General features: G+C 61.4%; 14 protein-coding genes. All 14 read right to left on the bottom strand.

Annotated features, from left to right (window positions below):
• Positions 1 to 155: 155 nt before the first annotated feature.
• Positions 156 to 590, bottom strand: coding sequence for an ester cyclase (locus tag DYL59_RS13080; protein ID WP_135289556.1), 435 nt, complete (start codon positions 588 to 590; stop codon positions 156 to 158).
• A gap of 10 nt (positions 591 to 600) precedes the next feature.
• The gene (locus DYL59_RS13075) at positions 601 to 1,221 is read right to left on the bottom strand and encodes a LysE family translocator (RefSeq protein WP_135289555.1); all 621 of its coding nucleotides are present in this window, start codon (positions 1,219 to 1,221) and stop codon (positions 601 to 603) included.
• 32 nt (positions 1,222 to 1,253) lie between these two features.
• Positions 1,254 to 1,793 carry a hypothetical protein gene (locus tag DYL59_RS13070; RefSeq protein WP_135289610.1) on the bottom strand — a complete coding sequence of 180 codons (540 nt, stop codon included), beginning with the start codon at positions 1,791 to 1,793 and terminating at the stop codon, positions 1,254 to 1,256.
• A gap of 94 nt (positions 1,794 to 1,887) precedes the next feature.
• Positions 1,888 to 2,478 carry a hypothetical protein gene (locus tag DYL59_RS13065; RefSeq protein WP_135289554.1) on the bottom strand — a complete coding sequence of 197 codons (591 nt, stop codon included), beginning with the start codon at positions 2,476 to 2,478 and terminating at the stop codon, positions 1,888 to 1,890.
• Positions 2,479 to 2,641: 163 nt separating this feature from the next.
• Positions 2,642 to 4,798 carry a TonB-dependent siderophore receptor gene (locus tag DYL59_RS13060; RefSeq protein ID WP_135289553.1) on the bottom strand — a complete coding sequence of 719 codons (2,157 nt, stop codon included), beginning with the start codon at positions 4,796 to 4,798 and terminating at the stop codon, positions 2,642 to 2,644.
• A gap of 230 nt (positions 4,799 to 5,028) precedes the next feature.
• Positions 5,029 to 5,499, bottom strand: coding sequence for a cytochrome P460 family protein (locus DYL59_RS13055; RefSeq protein ID WP_420359282.1), 471 nt, complete (start codon positions 5,497 to 5,499; stop codon positions 5,029 to 5,031).
• A 14-nt stretch (positions 5,500 to 5,513) separates the two neighbouring features.
• Complete coding sequence (locus DYL59_RS13050) at positions 5,514 to 6,542, bottom strand: alpha/beta fold hydrolase (protein ID WP_135289551.1); 1,029 nt, start codon at positions 6,540 to 6,542, stop codon at positions 5,514 to 5,516.
• Between the two features lie 138 nt (positions 6,543 to 6,680).
• Entirely contained in the window at positions 6,681 to 9,263 is a 2,583-nt protein-coding gene (locus DYL59_RS13045; protein ID WP_135289550.1) for an autotransporter family protein, read from the bottom strand.
• Positions 9,264 to 9,510: 247 nt separating this feature from the next.
• Positions 9,511 to 10,272, bottom strand: a complete 762-nt coding sequence (locus tag DYL59_RS13040) for a PIG-L deacetylase family protein (RefSeq protein WP_135289549.1) — start codon at positions 10,270 to 10,272, stop codon at positions 9,511 to 9,513.
• 177 nt (positions 10,273 to 10,449) lie between these two features.
• Positions 10,450 to 11,109, bottom strand: coding sequence for a glycosyltransferase family 2 protein (locus DYL59_RS13035; RefSeq protein ID WP_135289548.1), 660 nt, complete (start codon positions 11,107 to 11,109; stop codon positions 10,450 to 10,452).
• Entirely contained in the window at positions 11,106 to 11,705 is a 600-nt protein-coding gene (locus tag DYL59_RS13030; RefSeq protein WP_135289547.1) for an SAM-dependent methyltransferase, read from the bottom strand. The genes DYL59_RS13035 and DYL59_RS13030 overlap by 4 nt, the downstream gene beginning before the upstream one ends.
• Complete coding sequence (locus DYL59_RS13025; protein WP_135289546.1) at positions 11,702 to 12,460, bottom strand: PIG-L deacetylase family protein; 759 nt, start codon at positions 12,458 to 12,460, stop codon at positions 11,702 to 11,704. The genes DYL59_RS13030 and DYL59_RS13025 overlap by 4 nt, the downstream gene beginning before the upstream one ends.
• Positions 12,457 to 13,455 carry an acyl-CoA dehydrogenase family protein gene (locus tag DYL59_RS13020; protein WP_135289545.1) on the bottom strand — a complete coding sequence of 333 codons (999 nt, stop codon included), beginning with the start codon at positions 13,453 to 13,455 and terminating at the stop codon, positions 12,457 to 12,459. Before DYL59_RS13020 ends, DYL59_RS13025 begins: the two co-directional genes overlap by 4 nt.
• A 1-nt stretch (position 13,456) precedes the next feature.
• The gene (gene glgX, locus DYL59_RS13015; protein ID WP_135289544.1) at positions 13,457 to 15,616 is read right to left on the bottom strand and encodes a glycogen debranching protein GlgX; all 2,160 of its coding nucleotides are present in this window, start codon (positions 15,614 to 15,616) and stop codon (positions 13,457 to 13,459) included.
• Between the last annotated feature and the right edge of the window lie 50 nt (positions 15,617 to 15,666).

Raw genomic sequence — 15,666 nt, 5'->3', positions numbered from 1 at the left:
TGAGGGCGTGCGCCACGCAACCTTGGGCCTTGGCAATCGAGCCAATAGCGCAAAGGTTAAGCAGCGACGAAGTAGACATGAATTGTCACACCCTGAATGAGGTGCTCATCTTCAGGGGATGTCAGCGAATGTGTCAAGCCCCGGCAATGGCGCTTTCAATCGTCGCAATGTCGATCTTGGTCGTGGGTGTGTGGAGTTTGGTCAACCAGCTGCTGTTCGATAGCCGCCTTGTCGATCACCGACCAGACGTGAGCGAATTTGCCATCGATGCATTCGTAGAACACGTTTTCATCGAACCTGACCTTGCGGCCATTGATGGGCAACCCGAAGAACTCGCCCCGTGGCGTGACATTGAAATTCAAGCGGCTGGCCACGGTGGGCGGGTCGGCGACCAGCAGTTGGATGTGAAACACCAGGTCGGGGATTTCCTGGAAGTCCCGCTCCAGCATGGCGCGGTAGCCCGCGAGGCCGACGCGGGTGCCGTTGTAGGTGACGTTTGGGTGGACGAAGTGGCTCAGGTGCGCCCAGTCCTGGTGGTTCAGGCAGGCGATATAGCCGTGATACAGGTCGGCCAGGTCATTGCGGGTCATGTGTACCTCCTCAAGCCCTGCGGGCCATCAACAACACCGTCGCCGCCGCCGACAGCAACCCCGCGCAGCAACGGTTGAAAATCCGCTTGCCACGGGGCTCGGCGAACCAGCGGCGCATATGCAGGCCCATATAGGCGTAGGCGCTGATGGCAACCCATTCCAGCACCAGGAACATCGTACCCAGCAAGGCGAACTGCGGTGCGATGGGCTGACCGGGTACCACGAATTGCGGAAGGAAGGCCGTGAAAATCAGGATGGCCTTAGGGTTGCCTGCCGCCACCAAAAACTCCTGCCGCGCCAACGCCCACAACCCCACCTTTGCCGTGACCGACTCCGCTTCTGCTGCCGCATCGGCACGCCACAACTGAACCGCCAGATACACCAGATACGCCGCCCCCAGAATCTTGATCCCGTAGAACAACACCTCCGAGGTTTGCAATACCACCGCCAGCCCGGCCGAAGCGAGGGCGATCATGCCGGCGAACGCCAGCAGCCGACCGATACCGGCCAGGCACGCAGTGCGGTAGCCATAGCGGGTTGAGTTGCTGACAGACAGCAGGTTGTTCGGGCCGGGTGCCATGTTCAGGGCGAAGCAGGCAGGGAGGAAGAGGGCGAGGGTGGTGAGGTTCATGGTTGCTCCGTGGAAGGGGACGGGCTCGAAGACTACAAACCCGTAGGTGCCAGAGCGTGTTTATAGACGAACTGATACCCGGAAATATAGGAGCCTATTTCGTTGCTGTGCGCGGTAACCCAAACCGCATCCATGCCGGGCTGGATTTGATTATCCAAGTCAGCTTTGGACGCACACAGTTGAATGCGCTGCTGAGTGTTCAGGTCCTTGATCCACACGCCTGCCTCGCAACGGTTGGATCTGCCCAGGGACGGGCCGGGCATGCGGATTTCGTAGTCGGATACGTACTGCACGCTCTCGCCTGGGAGCAGATAGGCGCCGACGTTGCAGCTATTCATCGCAAGAACAAAACCTACGCACGCACCGCTCATAAAAGAATCGGCAATCTGCTCCAACCTACGCTCATGAGCGCGACGAAAAAGCCGCCTGCCTGCAAAGACAAGCCCGATCAGCACGCTGACGGCCACGTAGATCGTCCACTCAGGTATCCACGCCATCAAAACGGTTTGTCGTGAAATACGCAGGGCCCACAGCATGTAAAAAAACAGCGCGCCAATCATCAACGCAGCCATGCTCACGACCGCTATTTTTTTAAACGTGCTGGGGGGTGAGTGAAGGGTCATGGGGGGCTCGGTGGGTTTTCCACGTTAAAACGTTGTGTGTGCCTTAGAACTTGCACAGTCCACGGCCATTGTCCCGAGCATCCGAATCCGGCCAGGGCTCAAACGCTGTTTGTGCCGAGAGGTTCTCGACGATGCGCCCTTCGAGCACTGGGTATTTGTGCTTCAAGGCAGGCACTGTGGTGTCGGCGTTGTTGACGTTGTACAGGCAGAAGGTCAGGGCATTGGCGGAGAAGTCGCCGATATACGCCGTTTCGCCGGCCTTCACTTTGAAAATGATCGGGTTCGGCCGGGGCTGGGTCTCGCCACGGTAAAACCGGTAGTTCCACTGGTAGATTTCATAGCTGCCGGCGGGTACTTCATACATGAACAGGTTGCCCAGGCGGTTCGGCGAGGGTTCATCGTCTTCGGCCCCCAGGGTGGCCAGGGGGACGGTGGTGTAACGCTCTGCGACCTTGCGGATGTGCACCATCAGGCCGTGGGGTTGGGTCAGGTAGCCTTCGGTAATGGAGCCCACGATGAGGGCTTTGCCGGGGTCGGGTGCGCGGGAACCGTCGAAGCGCCCCGTGGTGCAGCCCGCCAGCAGGCTGCAGAGGGCGACAGTGGCAACAATGGCTTTAATGGATGTCCATGCCATAAGGCTGATCTATTCCTTGATAAGTGTGACGCAGTGTTCGTGAGGCCTGGGATGATACGCGAGTGATGTGCGATAGGCGCACTTATGTCTCCCTGGTATCAGTCCCATGTGCTTCGCCCCGTTTACGGCTACCCAAGGCGGGCAGCCGTTGCTCAGAGGATGATCAGAACGTGTACTTGGCCGTGACGCCAAAGCTGCGTGGGTTGCCGTAGGTGTCGGTAGAACCCCAGATCGGGCTGGTGGCGATTGCCGAGTAATAGGTGCGGTCGAAGATATTGTTGACGTTCAATTGCAGGTCCAGGTGTTTGTTCACCTGATAGCCCGCCATCACGTCCGCCACCGCATAGCTGCCTTGTTCCAGGCGATAGGTGCTGCTGTCGGCGAGCACCACATCGTTGTACATGCGGCTTTGCCAGTAGACGTTGCCACCGATGCGCAGTTTTTCCAGCGGGCCCTGGAAGCGGTACGAGGTGGTGAGCTTGAACAGGCGCTCGGGGGTGTCGGTGTCAAAGCGCTGGTTGTTGTTGGCCGCGTCGGTGTCCTTGATGTAATGCGCACGGGTGTAGGTGAATCCGGCGCCGACTTGCCAGTTTTCGGTGAGGCCGCCTTGCAGTTCCAGGTCGATACCTTGGCTGCGGACCAGGCCAGATGCTTCATAGCAGGCGGTGATCGGGCATCCCGCCTGGCTGTCCGGCATTGTGGCGCGGTTTTTCTGGTCGATCTGGAACACCGCCAGGCTGGCGTTGAGTGCGCCGTTGAAGTATTCGCCCTTGATGCCCACTTCGTAGTTTTCGCCAACGATGGGCTTGAGCGGTTTATCGGAGAAGTCCCGGCTGGTTTGCGGTGTGAAGATGTCGGTGTAGCTGGCGTAGACCGAGTGATGCTCGTCGAGGTCGTAGATCACCCCGGCGTAGCGCGTGAGGTTGCGAGTGACTTTGTAGTCGCCGTCGCCCTGGCGGTCATCGTAGTCGTACCAGTCCACGCGGGCACCGAGAATCACCTTGAGCGGGTCGGCCAGGTTCAGGCGGGTGGTCAGGTATACGCCATCCTGGGTGGTGATGCTGTGGCCTTTGCCATCGCGGGTAAAGTTGGGTTTACCGCCGTTGAGCGGGTAATCCTGTTCGTACGGGCTGTATTCCTTGGAGGTGGCGTCGTAGATGCGCTTGCTGGTGCCCACCACCACTTCATGGGTGCGGCCGAAGGCCTCGAACGGGCCGCTGGCGAAGGTATCCAGGCCGTACTGTTTATCGTCCTGGTGCGATTGGTAGGCGGTACGCGCCAGTCGCGTCTCCCAACGTGACTGGTAGGTGCCGGTGAACACGCCGTCCAGTTGGGACGAGGTGCCGGCCACGTGCAGTTTCCAGCCGTTTTCGAAGCGGTGCTCGATATCACCGAACACGGTGTCGATGGTCAGTTTCTTGTTTTCCCAATCGGTGCCGGGGTTGGTGGAGCGGGGTAGGTTCAGGTGGTGGCCGTTGGTGCCGATGGGCAAGCCGCCCCAGAAAAAGTTGGTCTGGTCTTCCTGGCGCGAGAAGCCCAGGGTGGCGGTGGTGGCGTCGTTCAGGTCGGCTTCGCCAATGGCGTAGAACAGGCCGTGGTCGCTTTCTTCGCCGTCGCGGAAACTGTTGGCGTCGCGGTACGAGCCCACCACGCGGCCGCGCACGGTGCCGCTGTCATTCAGGGCGCTGGATGCGTCGAATTCACCGCGATAATCATCCCAACTGCCAGCGGCGCCGGTGATGGAAACCTGAGGCGTCGCCGTGGGCCGCTTGCGCACAAAGTTGATCGCCGCCGAAGGGTTGCCCGCGCCGGTGACCAGCCCGGTGGCGCCGCGAATCACTTCTACGCGGTCGAACATGGCCAGGTTTGGCTGCACGCTATTGGAGTAGCCGGAATAGGCGCTGGGGATGCCGTCGAACATCATGTTGTCGATGTCGAAGCCACGGGAGCTGTAGGTCTGCCTGCCAGGGCCGCTGGATTGGCTGAGGAACAGGCCGGGGGTGTTCTTGACCACGTCGTTGACGCTGGTCATGGCCTGGTCGTCCATGCGCTGGCGGGTAATTACCGTCACGGCCTGGGGCGTTTCGCGCATGGTCAGCGGCAGTTTGGTGGCAGTGGCCATCTCGCCAGTGGTGTAGGACTGCGTACCCTCGGTGGTCTCGCCCAATTGCTGGCCGGAAATTTCTGTGGCGCCCAATTCCAGGGTTGCCGCTGGCTGATCAGCGTCGGCGGCAAAGGCCGCTTGTGAACCTGCAAGACAGATCGCCATGGCCATCAGACTGGGTGAAAAACCTTTGCCGCCGTGTTGTTGCACAGACATTGAACTGACGCTCCCCGAACACCTTCCATGGCGAATAATAAAGTTGTTGATAATTATTCGCGTCAGTGTGACAGAAGGTTTCAAGGCAAAAAAGCCTTTGGGGAGAATTGGTTAACGAAATTTTCACATCGCAGGTAAGGGCTTTTTGCCACACCTGTGGGAAAAGGGACGTAATCATTGGTGATTACGCCCCGTTGGCCCGCTATTGTTGTGGATTGAGAGTGTGGCGTTCAGGGTGCCAGTTTGGTGAACACGTAATCCCGATCCTTCACCAATGCCTGGTGACAGGCAAAACACGTCTGGTGCTGGGCCTCATCTGCCGGTTTGCCATTGATAAAGCGCCCAAAACCCCAGCCCCCGGTGGAGGCGTATTTTTTCGAATCCTTGACCATGAACTGCACCGTAGTGGCGGCGCCGGGGATGGAAGCGGTCTTGAACTCCGGCGATTGTTCATGCTTCCACGCCAGCTTCGCCAATACGGTGCCGTCGGGGAAGGGCAGCTTGCCTTCACGGTAGGCCTTGAGGGCGGCGCTGTTGCCCAGCACCACACGCAGTTCGTTCAGCGGGTCGGCCTCCTGGGCGGGTGCCACCAGTTCCCATTGGCGGTAGCCGTCGGGAATGGTCACGCCGTAGATGGGCGAGGCCGCGTTGTCGGCGAAGACCACAGCGCTGGTTGAACTGGCCAGCGCCATAACGGCCATGCACAGGCGCTTCATCACAAGTGATCCGCGTCGATAACGGCCTTGGCGAACGCCTCGGGCGCTTCTTGTGGCAGGTTGTGACCGATGCCGCCGTTGATCAGGCGGAACTCATACTTGCCGGTAAAGCGCTTGGCGTAGTCCTCAGGCGCTGGATGCGGGGCACCGTTGGCATCGCCTTCCAGGGTGATGGTGGGCACGCCGATGGAGGGGGCCTGGGCGAGTTTTTGTTCCAGCGGCTCGTACTTGCTTTCGCCCTGGACCAGCCCCAGGCGCCAGCGGTAATTGAACACGGTGATGGCGACATGGTCCGGGTTCTGCAGGCCCTTGGCGCTGCGGTCGAAGGTGGCGTCGTCGAACTTCCACTGGGGTGACGCGGTTTGCCAGATCAGCTTGGCAAAGTCATGGGTGTTTTTCTGGTAGCCGGCGGCGCCGCGCTCGGTGGCGAAGTAGAACTGGTACCACCACTGCAGTTCGGCCTTGGGTGGCAGCGGGTTCTTGCCGGCCGCCTGGTTGCCGATCAGGTAACCACTGACCGACACCAACGCCTTGACCCGCTCCGGCCACAGTGCCGAAACGATGTCTGCCGAACGCGCGCCCCAGTCATAACCACCGAGCACCGCCTGTTTGATCTTCAGCGCGTCCATGAAGTCGATCACATCGCTGGCCAGCGCCGCCGGTTGGCCGTTGCGCAAGGTTTTGTCCGAGAGGAATTGGGTGCCGCCATAGCCACGGGCATAGGGGATCAGCACGCGATACCCCTTGGCTGCGAGCAGCGGCGCAACCTGAGCGTAGCTGTCGATATCGTAGGGCCAGCCGTGCAGCAGGATCACCACTTGGCCATTCGCCGGACCGGTTTCGGCGTAGGCCACATCCAACAGGCCTGCCTTGACATGTTTGAGCGCACCGAAGGCAGATTGGCTGACCGGCATGGGGAGGTTGACCTCCGGCATCTCGGCGTGTGCCATGCCCATGAGACCGAACTGCGACAAAGCAAAGGCCAAAAAGAGTGGGCGTTTGGAGCGGCGATTCAACTGAGCGTGCATGGCGAGCCTCCTGTGGCTTGATGTGTGCCTGGCTCACAGTTGAACGCGGTGCTGTATCTGCTCTGTTTCAGGAACGTCCTTGAGTTAAAGGCTCTGTATCGCAATGCCCCCTGTACACACTGCGATACAAAGCCTGGGTCAAAACTCCATCCTCACACCCACGGTGCCCTGGCGGCCGTTAAAGGCGTTGCTGTCGAGGTTGCGGTTATAGCCGACTTCGCTGTACAGGCTGATACCCGGTGCCACCTTGAGGGTGGCGCCAAGACTCAGGTTCATCGTGGTGGCTTTTTGCTCGGTCTCGATGTCGGTGACATCCGCGAAGGTCACCGTGTTCTTGCCGCCACGGCTGTGCCACACATTAGCGCGTGCATAGGGTTGCAGCGCCAGGCCGCCGAGCAGGTAATCGCCGCTCAGGCGCACGCCCAGGCGAGTGATGAGGTTAGTGTCGGCGTCGTAGGACACGTCGGAAATACCATCGTTCTGACTGTCCAGCGTGGTCTTGCTGACGATCACCTGGGCCTGGGGTTCAATGCTCAACGTTGGTGTGAGCGGGATCGGCCAACCCACCTCCGCCGAGGCGGCCACGTTGTGCCCGCGGGTCTTCATTTTCACGCCTCGGTCGGATTCGTTATTACCGTTGAAGCGTGTGCCCATCACCACCAGGTCCAGGTAGGCATGGCTAGGGTTGATCAGCGTCCAGTACACGCCAACGCTGTCGCTACGCAAGGTGGTGCTGCCGGCGTCCTTGTTCTGCCAGCCGCCATTGAAGCCCTTGATGTCGCCGGTCAAGCGGCTATGGCCGACGAACAGTCCCAGGTGTTGCGTCAGGTTTTCGCCCAGGGGGAGGGCAAACAGGTCGGTACCTACTTGAAACCCTAGGGTGGAGCTGTTGAGCGTAGGGCTGACCGTTCCTTCGAAGCTTTGACGAGTGCTGTTGCCGTACACCCGTCCCCAGCCTGCCGGGCGCGAGCCGGTCGGTGGCTGCTGGCGTTGGTCGCCCATGCGCTCATGGTAAGTGCCCAGCATGGCCTGGACGACTTGCTGGGTTGCCGGGAACAGCGCGGCGTAGACAGGGACTTCGGGGCGGTAGATCGGCAGCGGCGTCACCCCTGGATTGGGCGGAAGGGGCGGCGTGCCCTCCACGGGGGTTGGCAGTGGCACGATAATCGTCGGGTCCGGGTCCGGTGGTGGCACGACCGGTACGGTGGAGCGCAGGTAGTAGTTTTCTGCGGTACCGGCGGTGACCCCGCCCTTGAACAAGTAGTAGTCGAACGCACCCGCCGATACGGGCGCGGCCAGGGTGAAGGCGCTGGCCCCGCCGGTGGCGCCGTTGATGGCCTGTACCACTTGTATCCCATCCTGCAGCGTGGCCGCCCCCGCACCCCCCAGGTTGGTGATATTGATGCCCGTAGTCCCCTGGATCGTGCCCTGGCTGACCACCAGTTTGTCGCTGGCCGAACCATCGGGGCCCAGCACGCTTTGCAGGGCCAACTTACCACCGGTGCCGTTGTAGGTGCCGTTGACCGTCAGGCTGTCGGTGGCGATCGAGCTGCCGGTGGTCATGTCGATGGTGCCAAGGTTGTTCAGTGTCGTCAGCTGGGCAGCGTCAAACGCAGTGATCACCCCGGTATCCACCCGCAGCGCGCTGGAACCCTTGACATTCATGGTGCCGGTTCCCGTACCGGTATCGCCGAGGGTGAAGGTGCCCCCGAGGGTGAACTGTGCATTGTTGTCCAGGTTCACCACCTCCCAGTTCGTATACCTGCCTGGCGTTCCTAGCTGGCTGTTGTCCAGGGTCAGTGTGTCGACGCCCAGGCCGCCATCTATCAACGGGGTGGGTGCAACCGCGGTTTCGGTCAAGTTTTGCAGGAGCGCAGTGTCATCGTCGCCCCCCATCGAGATGAAATTATTGACCTGCCCGCCGCCCAGCCACTCAAGTCGATCCGCGCCCACGCTCATGAGAATCTGGCCATTCACGGTGCCGCCGGTGATGCGTACAAGGTCAGCGCCGCCGCTGACGCTGATATTGCCGCCGATATAACTGGTGCCTGAGACCAGAATGGTGTCGTTGCCAAAACCGGTCACCAGGTTGGCGATGATGGTACCCCCGCGCATATCGAACAGGTTGTCATCGAGCAACATATTGACCCGGCCAATGCTGCCGCCGGTCATGGTGGCACGGTCGCCTGATAAAAAGGCGCCAACGATGGTCCCTGCATTCAGGGTGAAGTCGTCCAACCCGTCACCCTGGTCCACATCGCCGAGGATCGTGCCGCCGCTCATGCTGAAGCTATCGACCCCCGCCCCTTGGGACACTGAACCCAGGGTGCCACCACTGATCTGCGCAATATCGCTACCCGTACCCTGGGTCAGCGCGCCGGTAATAGTGCCGTTGTTCATCTGGAAGATGTTGTTTCCATCACCCTGGTTGACTGAGCCGTTCACTTGCATGCCGCTGCTGCTGGAGTCAAGGATGGTCACCACATCGATCCCCGCGCCAAACGTGGCATTCCCTGCGATGGTGCCGGTTCCGCTCATGTTCAGTGTGTTATTGCCGCCGGGGTCCGTGAACCCGGCCGCGATACCGCTATCGCAGGTGTACGTGTCGTCCCCGGCAGTGGGGACGATGACACAAGCGCCTCGGCTGATGGCAGGCCATACAACCACTACCAACGAGCAGGCGACACCCAGCAGGAGAGTGGGTTTGATCCGTGTGCGCATGATCCGTCCTCTAACAAGGGGGAGAGTGTCCGGTGCCTGCAACGGCAGGCGCGGACCAGACCATGACAACGTGATGCGCGATACGGATCAGGGACAGCAGTAACCTATTTCGGAAAACATCGGCCAATGCAAAGGGTTGGCATGGCTTTCTCGACTGCACATCAACCTGCGCAGCACTTTTTGCACCTTAGTTGCAGATGATCCTGGGCGCCACTGTCAGAACTAACAGGTATAGACGAGTTGAAGCTTAGAAAAACACGATCTCGTACGGGTCGCGCATGCGCTCCAGCAACACTTGGGCAAGCATCGGTGGCAGGCCGATCTCGGGGTCGCCCACCAATTGGCTGGCATAGGCGTGGGCGGCGTGCAGCTTGCGTGCGACGCTCCAGGTGTCGAGGCGTACCTTGCGTGCGCGCTGCCACGGGATGATCGCAGCGTCCCGCGCCGGCCAGTGCCACGCCCAGATCGGCAGCTCATACAGGCGCGCACCCACCAGGTCGCAGGCTTTGGCGCTGGCGCGGCCGACGGCATCATGGTCGTCGTTGCCGTCGTTGCGCCAGGTGGTAAACACCACATCCCCCGGTTGCAGGTAACGCGCTATGAATTGGCTCAAGGGTTGTTCGCGAGCGGCCAGGGCGTTGTCACAAAAGCCCCCTCGGATCCACTTCAGGCTGTGCAACGGCATGCCCAGGCGACGCAGCGCTTCGACGCTTTCCTGGGGCCGCACCACGCTCAAGCGGCTGGCCGGCCACACGTTGGAGCCGGGGTGGCTGGCGCTGCCGTCAGTCACGGAAATCAGTTTCAACGGGTGATCCAAGGTGCTCAGCACTTGCAGCAGACCGCCACAAGCCAATACTTCATCGCCTGGGTGCGGGGCAATGATTACCACGCGTGCACCCGGAAGTACCAGCGTGTTTGGGTGGATAACCGGTATTTGCGCCATCTGCGGGGCGCTGTTCCAGACTTGCGCGGGGCCGCGACGGCCTTCGCCTAAGGAGGCAGGTTTCATGGATGACACATCCTTGTCAATTGATGCTGGGTCGTACCCCGAGGACGGGACGACACTCTTTTTTTCACCACAGACTCCGCCATGGTGACTGCACGGCATTCCAACCCTGGATTACCGGCAAGGCGTGATCAGCATAGTCAAGGAATCGGCGCTTTCACATCTTGAAATGTGGAAAATTCACAGCGCCTGCATCAAGCCTTTCAGGTAATCACCAAATCCACCTGCCGCGCGGCAGTCCAGGCGGGCGCTGGTCGTCACTTGCGGCGCGTGGCTCCAGGCGATGGACGCACCGCAGCGTTCCAGGTTACGCACCAACTGCACATCCTCATGACACGCCAGCGGTTCGAAGCCGCCGGCTTGCACATATGCCCCCGCGCTCACCCCCAGGTTGGCGCCGTGAATATGCCGGTGCCCATCGCGTGCCTGATACGCCTGGTGATAGCGAATTTGCGCTGCCCCGTCGAAGCCTTCGCTCCAGCCATCGACGGTTACGGTGCCACATACCGCGTCGGTGCCCAGCGCAAGTTGTGCCACCAACCAATCCGGGGCCACGCGGCTGTCGGCGTCTGTGCAGGAGATCCAGCGTGCACCCTGGTTAAGCAGGTGCCGCGCACCCACGCCACGCACATGCCCCACATTGCGCGCCTGTACCTCCAAGGACTGCACGCCATAGGCTTGGGCGATTGCGGCGCTGCGATCGCTGCAACTGTCGAGTATGACCAGGATGTGCACGGTTTCAGCCAACAGGCCCGGGTGCTGGGCGGCGATTATGGCCGCTTCAAGGCACTCGCCAAGCAGTGCCTCTTCGTTGTGTGCCGGGATCAGGATACCGATCATCGCAAGCCCTCAAGGGTGGCAACCGAGGTGCCGTCACGGCTCCACAGGTCGAGAAGAAAGTCGTGTTCATGAAGGCTTGCCACGCGTGGCATCTCCAGACGCTGCTGGAGCAACGCGTGTATCTGCTCGGCGTTTTGCGGGCAGCCCTCGATGGTGGGGCGCCAGTGGCAGGCGAGCAGTTGGCCGTCATCGCTCAAGGAGGCGAGGGCCAGGTCGATCAGGCGGTTGAAGTCATTGGCGTCGAGGTAGTAACACAACTCGCTCAAGACAATCAGGTCGAAGGGCCCCGCAGGCCATTGTTCAGGCAACCGCCATTGCTGGACCTGGGCATGGGTAAACCCGACTAAACGCGTCTTGGCCAGGGAGACGGCGGCGCTGGCGGTGTCACAGCACAGCAGACGGTCACAGCGGGGGGCCAATTCTGCGCTCAACTCACCGTTGGCACAGCCGGGTTCGAACACCGAGGCATAGCGCGGGCGGGTCAGCAAAGCCAGGGTCAGCGCGCGTTTACGCCGTTCATACCAGCGCTGACGAAAAGCCCAGGGGTCATCGTTGCCGGCAAACAGTTCATCGAAATACGGCGTGCTCACACTCATACAAACACCACTTCAAACGGCAGCAACAAGCGCTCCACGACATAGGGCGCCAGTACCGGGGGCAGGCCAATCTGCGGGTCGCCTTCCAGCTGGCTGGCGAAGGCATGAATCGCATGACGCTTGCGTGCGATGGCAGCGCAGTTAAGCGGGATTTTGCGCGCACGGTGCCAGGGCACCTGGCTGTCTTCGGCGGTTGCCCAATGCCAGGTCCACACGGGTAGCTCATACAGCGTTGCGCCCACGGCTTCTGCGGCTTTGGCACTAGCACGGCCGACGGCTTCATGGTCGCAATGGCCGTCTTCGCGCCAGGTGGTGAACACCTTGTCGGTGGGTTTGAGGTGACGCTGGATAAACGCTGCAAGTTCAGCCTCCCGCGCAGCCACTTGGCTGTCGGCGAAGCCTGCGCGTAACCACTTCAGGCTGTGCAATGGCAAGCCCAGGCGGTGCAGGGCCTGGGCCGACTCCTGCGGACGCACCACGCTCAGGCGCTCGACCGGCCAGCGTCGCGAGCCTGGGTGACTGGCGCTGCCATCGGTGACGGAGATCAGCTGGACGGCCCGGCCCAACGCTGCCAGGCCTTGCAGCAGGCCACCGCAACCGAGCACTTCATCGTCCGGGTGCGGCGCGATAATCACCGCGCGACACCCTTCGGGCACCAACTGCGCGACGCTTACCTGCTCCATTTCGGCCAGTCGGGTCGAGGACTGCCAATGCTGTACCGGCGTGCCTTGGCCAATGATCGGGTTGGGTTTCATAACTGCCACCTCCCGTTAGGCTGGCTCGCCACCTGCTCGCCGAGGGCCGCAAGGTCACGTTCGGCGTGGCTTTGGCGCACATACACCGGCAGGTCGGCCATCAACTGGGCAAAGTGCGGGTCCTTGCAAAACGGCCCCGCACCCACAGCCCGGCCCACGTGATGAATCACCTGTTCCACCGTATCCTCAATGCAGGCGCGCGCTTGTTGGGCCCACTGCCGGGCATCGGCGAAAGGCTCGCGATCAACTCGCTGCGCACTGGCGCGCAGCACGCACGCGGCGCTGTTCAAGGCACTGTCCACTGCACCCAGATGCGCCAGCGCGTGGGGCTCCGGCCGCTTGCTGCACTGCGCGCGCAGCATTTCCCCCAGGCGTTGCGCCCCGCCGTACCAGCAGGCGGCAATACCGATCCCGCCGTGCCAGAAGCCTGGGCGGGACAGGTAATCCCCTGGCCCACCCACCGCCAGCCCGCGTGCCTCTTTGAACACCACCTCGACACTGCCGGTAGCCGCCATTCCCACGGCATTCCAGCCCTCGCTCGTGACCTTGATACCCGGCTGCTGCATCTGCACTGCCACCAGTTGCTGGCGATCCTCCTCGTCCCAGGCGGTCAACAATCCGTGGCTCACCACCGCCGCGCCGGAGCACCATGCCTTGCGACCCTCCACCACCAACCACTCACCGTCGTGGCGCACGCGCACTTTGGCTTGGGGCGGTTCAGCGGCCCACATGCCCCACGTACTGCCGTGGGGCGGCAAGGCATGATCAAGCTCAGCAATGATCGCCAAGGCGTCCGTGTGCCCCTCGAACAGCTTGCACAGGCGCAGGTCATGGCCGGCAACTTGGGCCAGCCCGCTGAACCGCTCCAGCGTCTGGCCGCTACCTGGCAATGGCAGTTGGTCCAGGCCTTCTTCCTGAAGTGCCCTCAGGGCCGCGCCCAAGGCCTGCGTGTCCGCGTAACCCCGGTAGCCTTGAAGGAATCCATGCAGTGCCATGTCACACCTCTTCCTCGTATTGCAACTCGAACAGCAACAGTGAACGGCCGGTGACGGCGTATTCGTGATCGAATTCAAACCGTTCCTGGCCGCGCACCGAGGTTTGATTGGTGTCGACCATGCAGGTCCAGAACCCACCCTCAGGTACCGGTGGCAGACGGAAATTGACCATGTCGTGGTGCGCATTCACCACCAGCAACAGGGTGGCATCCGCCCCAGGTCGGCGGATCCCGGTTTCCTGCGCGCGGCCATCCATCAGCATGCCCAGGCAGCGCCCATGGCTGTCCTGCCACTGTTCGGTGGTCATTTCGTTGCCGTCTGGCGCCAGCCACGTCACGTCTTTAACCCCGATGTCCTCGTTGTAGTCGCCCACCAGGAAGCGGCCACGGCGCAGGATCGGATAGGCCAAGCGTAGCTTGATCAGGCGCTTTACAAACTTGAGCAGGGCCTTGCCGTCCTCATCCAGGTCCCAGTTGACCCAACCGATTTCGCTGTCCTGGCAGTAAGCGTTGTTGTTGCCGTGCTGGGTGCGGGCGAATTCGTCACCTGCCACCAGCATGGGCGTGCCCTGGGCCAGCAACAGGGTGGCGAAGAAGTTGCGCATCTGGCGCAGGCGCAGCGCATTGATTTCCGGGTCGTCAGTGGGGCCTTCGACGCCATGGTTCCAGGACAGGTTGTTGTTGCTGCCGTCCTGATTGTTCTCGTCGTTGGCTTCGTTGTGCTTGTCGTTGTACGACACCAGGTCGTGCAAGGTGAAACCGTCGTGGGCGGTGATGAAGTTCACCGAGCTGTAGGGCCTGCGCCCACGGTGGTTGAACATCTCGCCCGAGGCGGTCATGCGTGCGGCAAAGTCTGCCAACTGCCCGTCGTCGCCTTTCCAGAAGGCACGTACGGTATCGCGGAAGCGGTCGTTCCATTCCACCCAGCCCGGCGGAAAGTTGCCCACCTGATAGCCGCCGGGGCCGCAGTCCCAGGGCTCGGCGATGAGCTTGAGCTGGCGCAGCACCGGGTCCTGGCGGCAGGCCACGAGGAAGCTGTGGCGCTCATCAAAGCCGTCACGGTAACGCCCCAGGATGGTCGCCAGGTCGAAGCGGAACCCATCGACGTGCATTTCCGTGGCCCAGTAGCGCAGGGAGTCGGTGACCATCTGCAGCACGCACGGGTGGCTCAGATCCAGCGTATTGCCGGTGCCCGAATCGTTGATATAGAAGCGCTTGTCGTCAGGCATCAGCCGATAGTAGGAGGCGTTGTCGATGCCGCGCATCGACAGGGTAGGGCCGCGCTCGTTGCCCTCGGCGGTGTGGTTGTAGACCACATCGAGGATCACTTCGAGTTTCTGCTCATGCAGGTGCGCGACCATTTCCTTGAATTCGGCGATCTTGCCGCTGGCCAAGTAACGAGGGTCGGGGGCGAAAAACGCGATGCTGTTGTAGCCCCAGTAGTTGGTCATGCCCTTTTCCAGCAGATGCTGGTCGTTGACGAAGGCGTGCACCGGCAGCAGTTCCACCGATGAAATACCCAACTGGCGAATGTGCTTGAGCACATCGTCCTCCATCAACCCGGCACAGGTACCGCGCACCGACTCGCCGACCGAAGGGTGACGCATGCTGATGCCGCGCAGGTGGGTTTCGTAAATGATCGTACGGTCCCAGGGCACGCGCACTGGCTGGTCGTTGCCCCAGGTGTGGGCCGGGTCGATCACCTTGCATTTGGGCACGAACGGGGCGCTGTCGCGCTCGTCGAAGCTGAGGTCATCATCGGGGTGGCCGATGGTGTAGCCAAACAACGCTTCCGACCATTTGAGCTCGCCCACCAGTTGCTTGGCATAGGGGTCGATCAGCAGCTTGTTGTGGTTGAAACGATGACCATTGGCCGGGTCGTAAGCACCGTAGACGCGATAGCCATAGATCAGGCCGGGATGGGCGTCGGGCAGGTAGCCGTGGAAGGTTTCGTCGGTGTATTCGGGCAGTTCGATGCGTTCGAGCTCCACTTCGCCGGCGTCATCGAACAGGCACAGTTCTACCTTGGTGGCGTTGGCCGAAAACAACGCAAAGTTGACCCCCAGGCCATCCCAGGTAGCGCCGAGGGGGAAGGGCAAACCTTCACGTATCCGCGACGGCTCGTGGCTCGGCGTCGATGGGGTTTTATCCGGTTTGCTCATGGTGCTGCTCCTGCAAAGGTCTTTTTCCGGGCCGAACGCGGCCGTGCTGA

The sequence above is a fragment of the Pseudomonas kairouanensis genome, from assembly GCF_004682055.1.
Lineage (GTDB): Bacteria > Pseudomonadota > Gammaproteobacteria > Pseudomonadales > Pseudomonadaceae > Aquipseudomonas > Aquipseudomonas kairouanensis.
The sequence above is the reverse complement of the archived record's forward strand: the minus strand, read 5'-3'. Positions and strand labels throughout refer to the sequence as shown.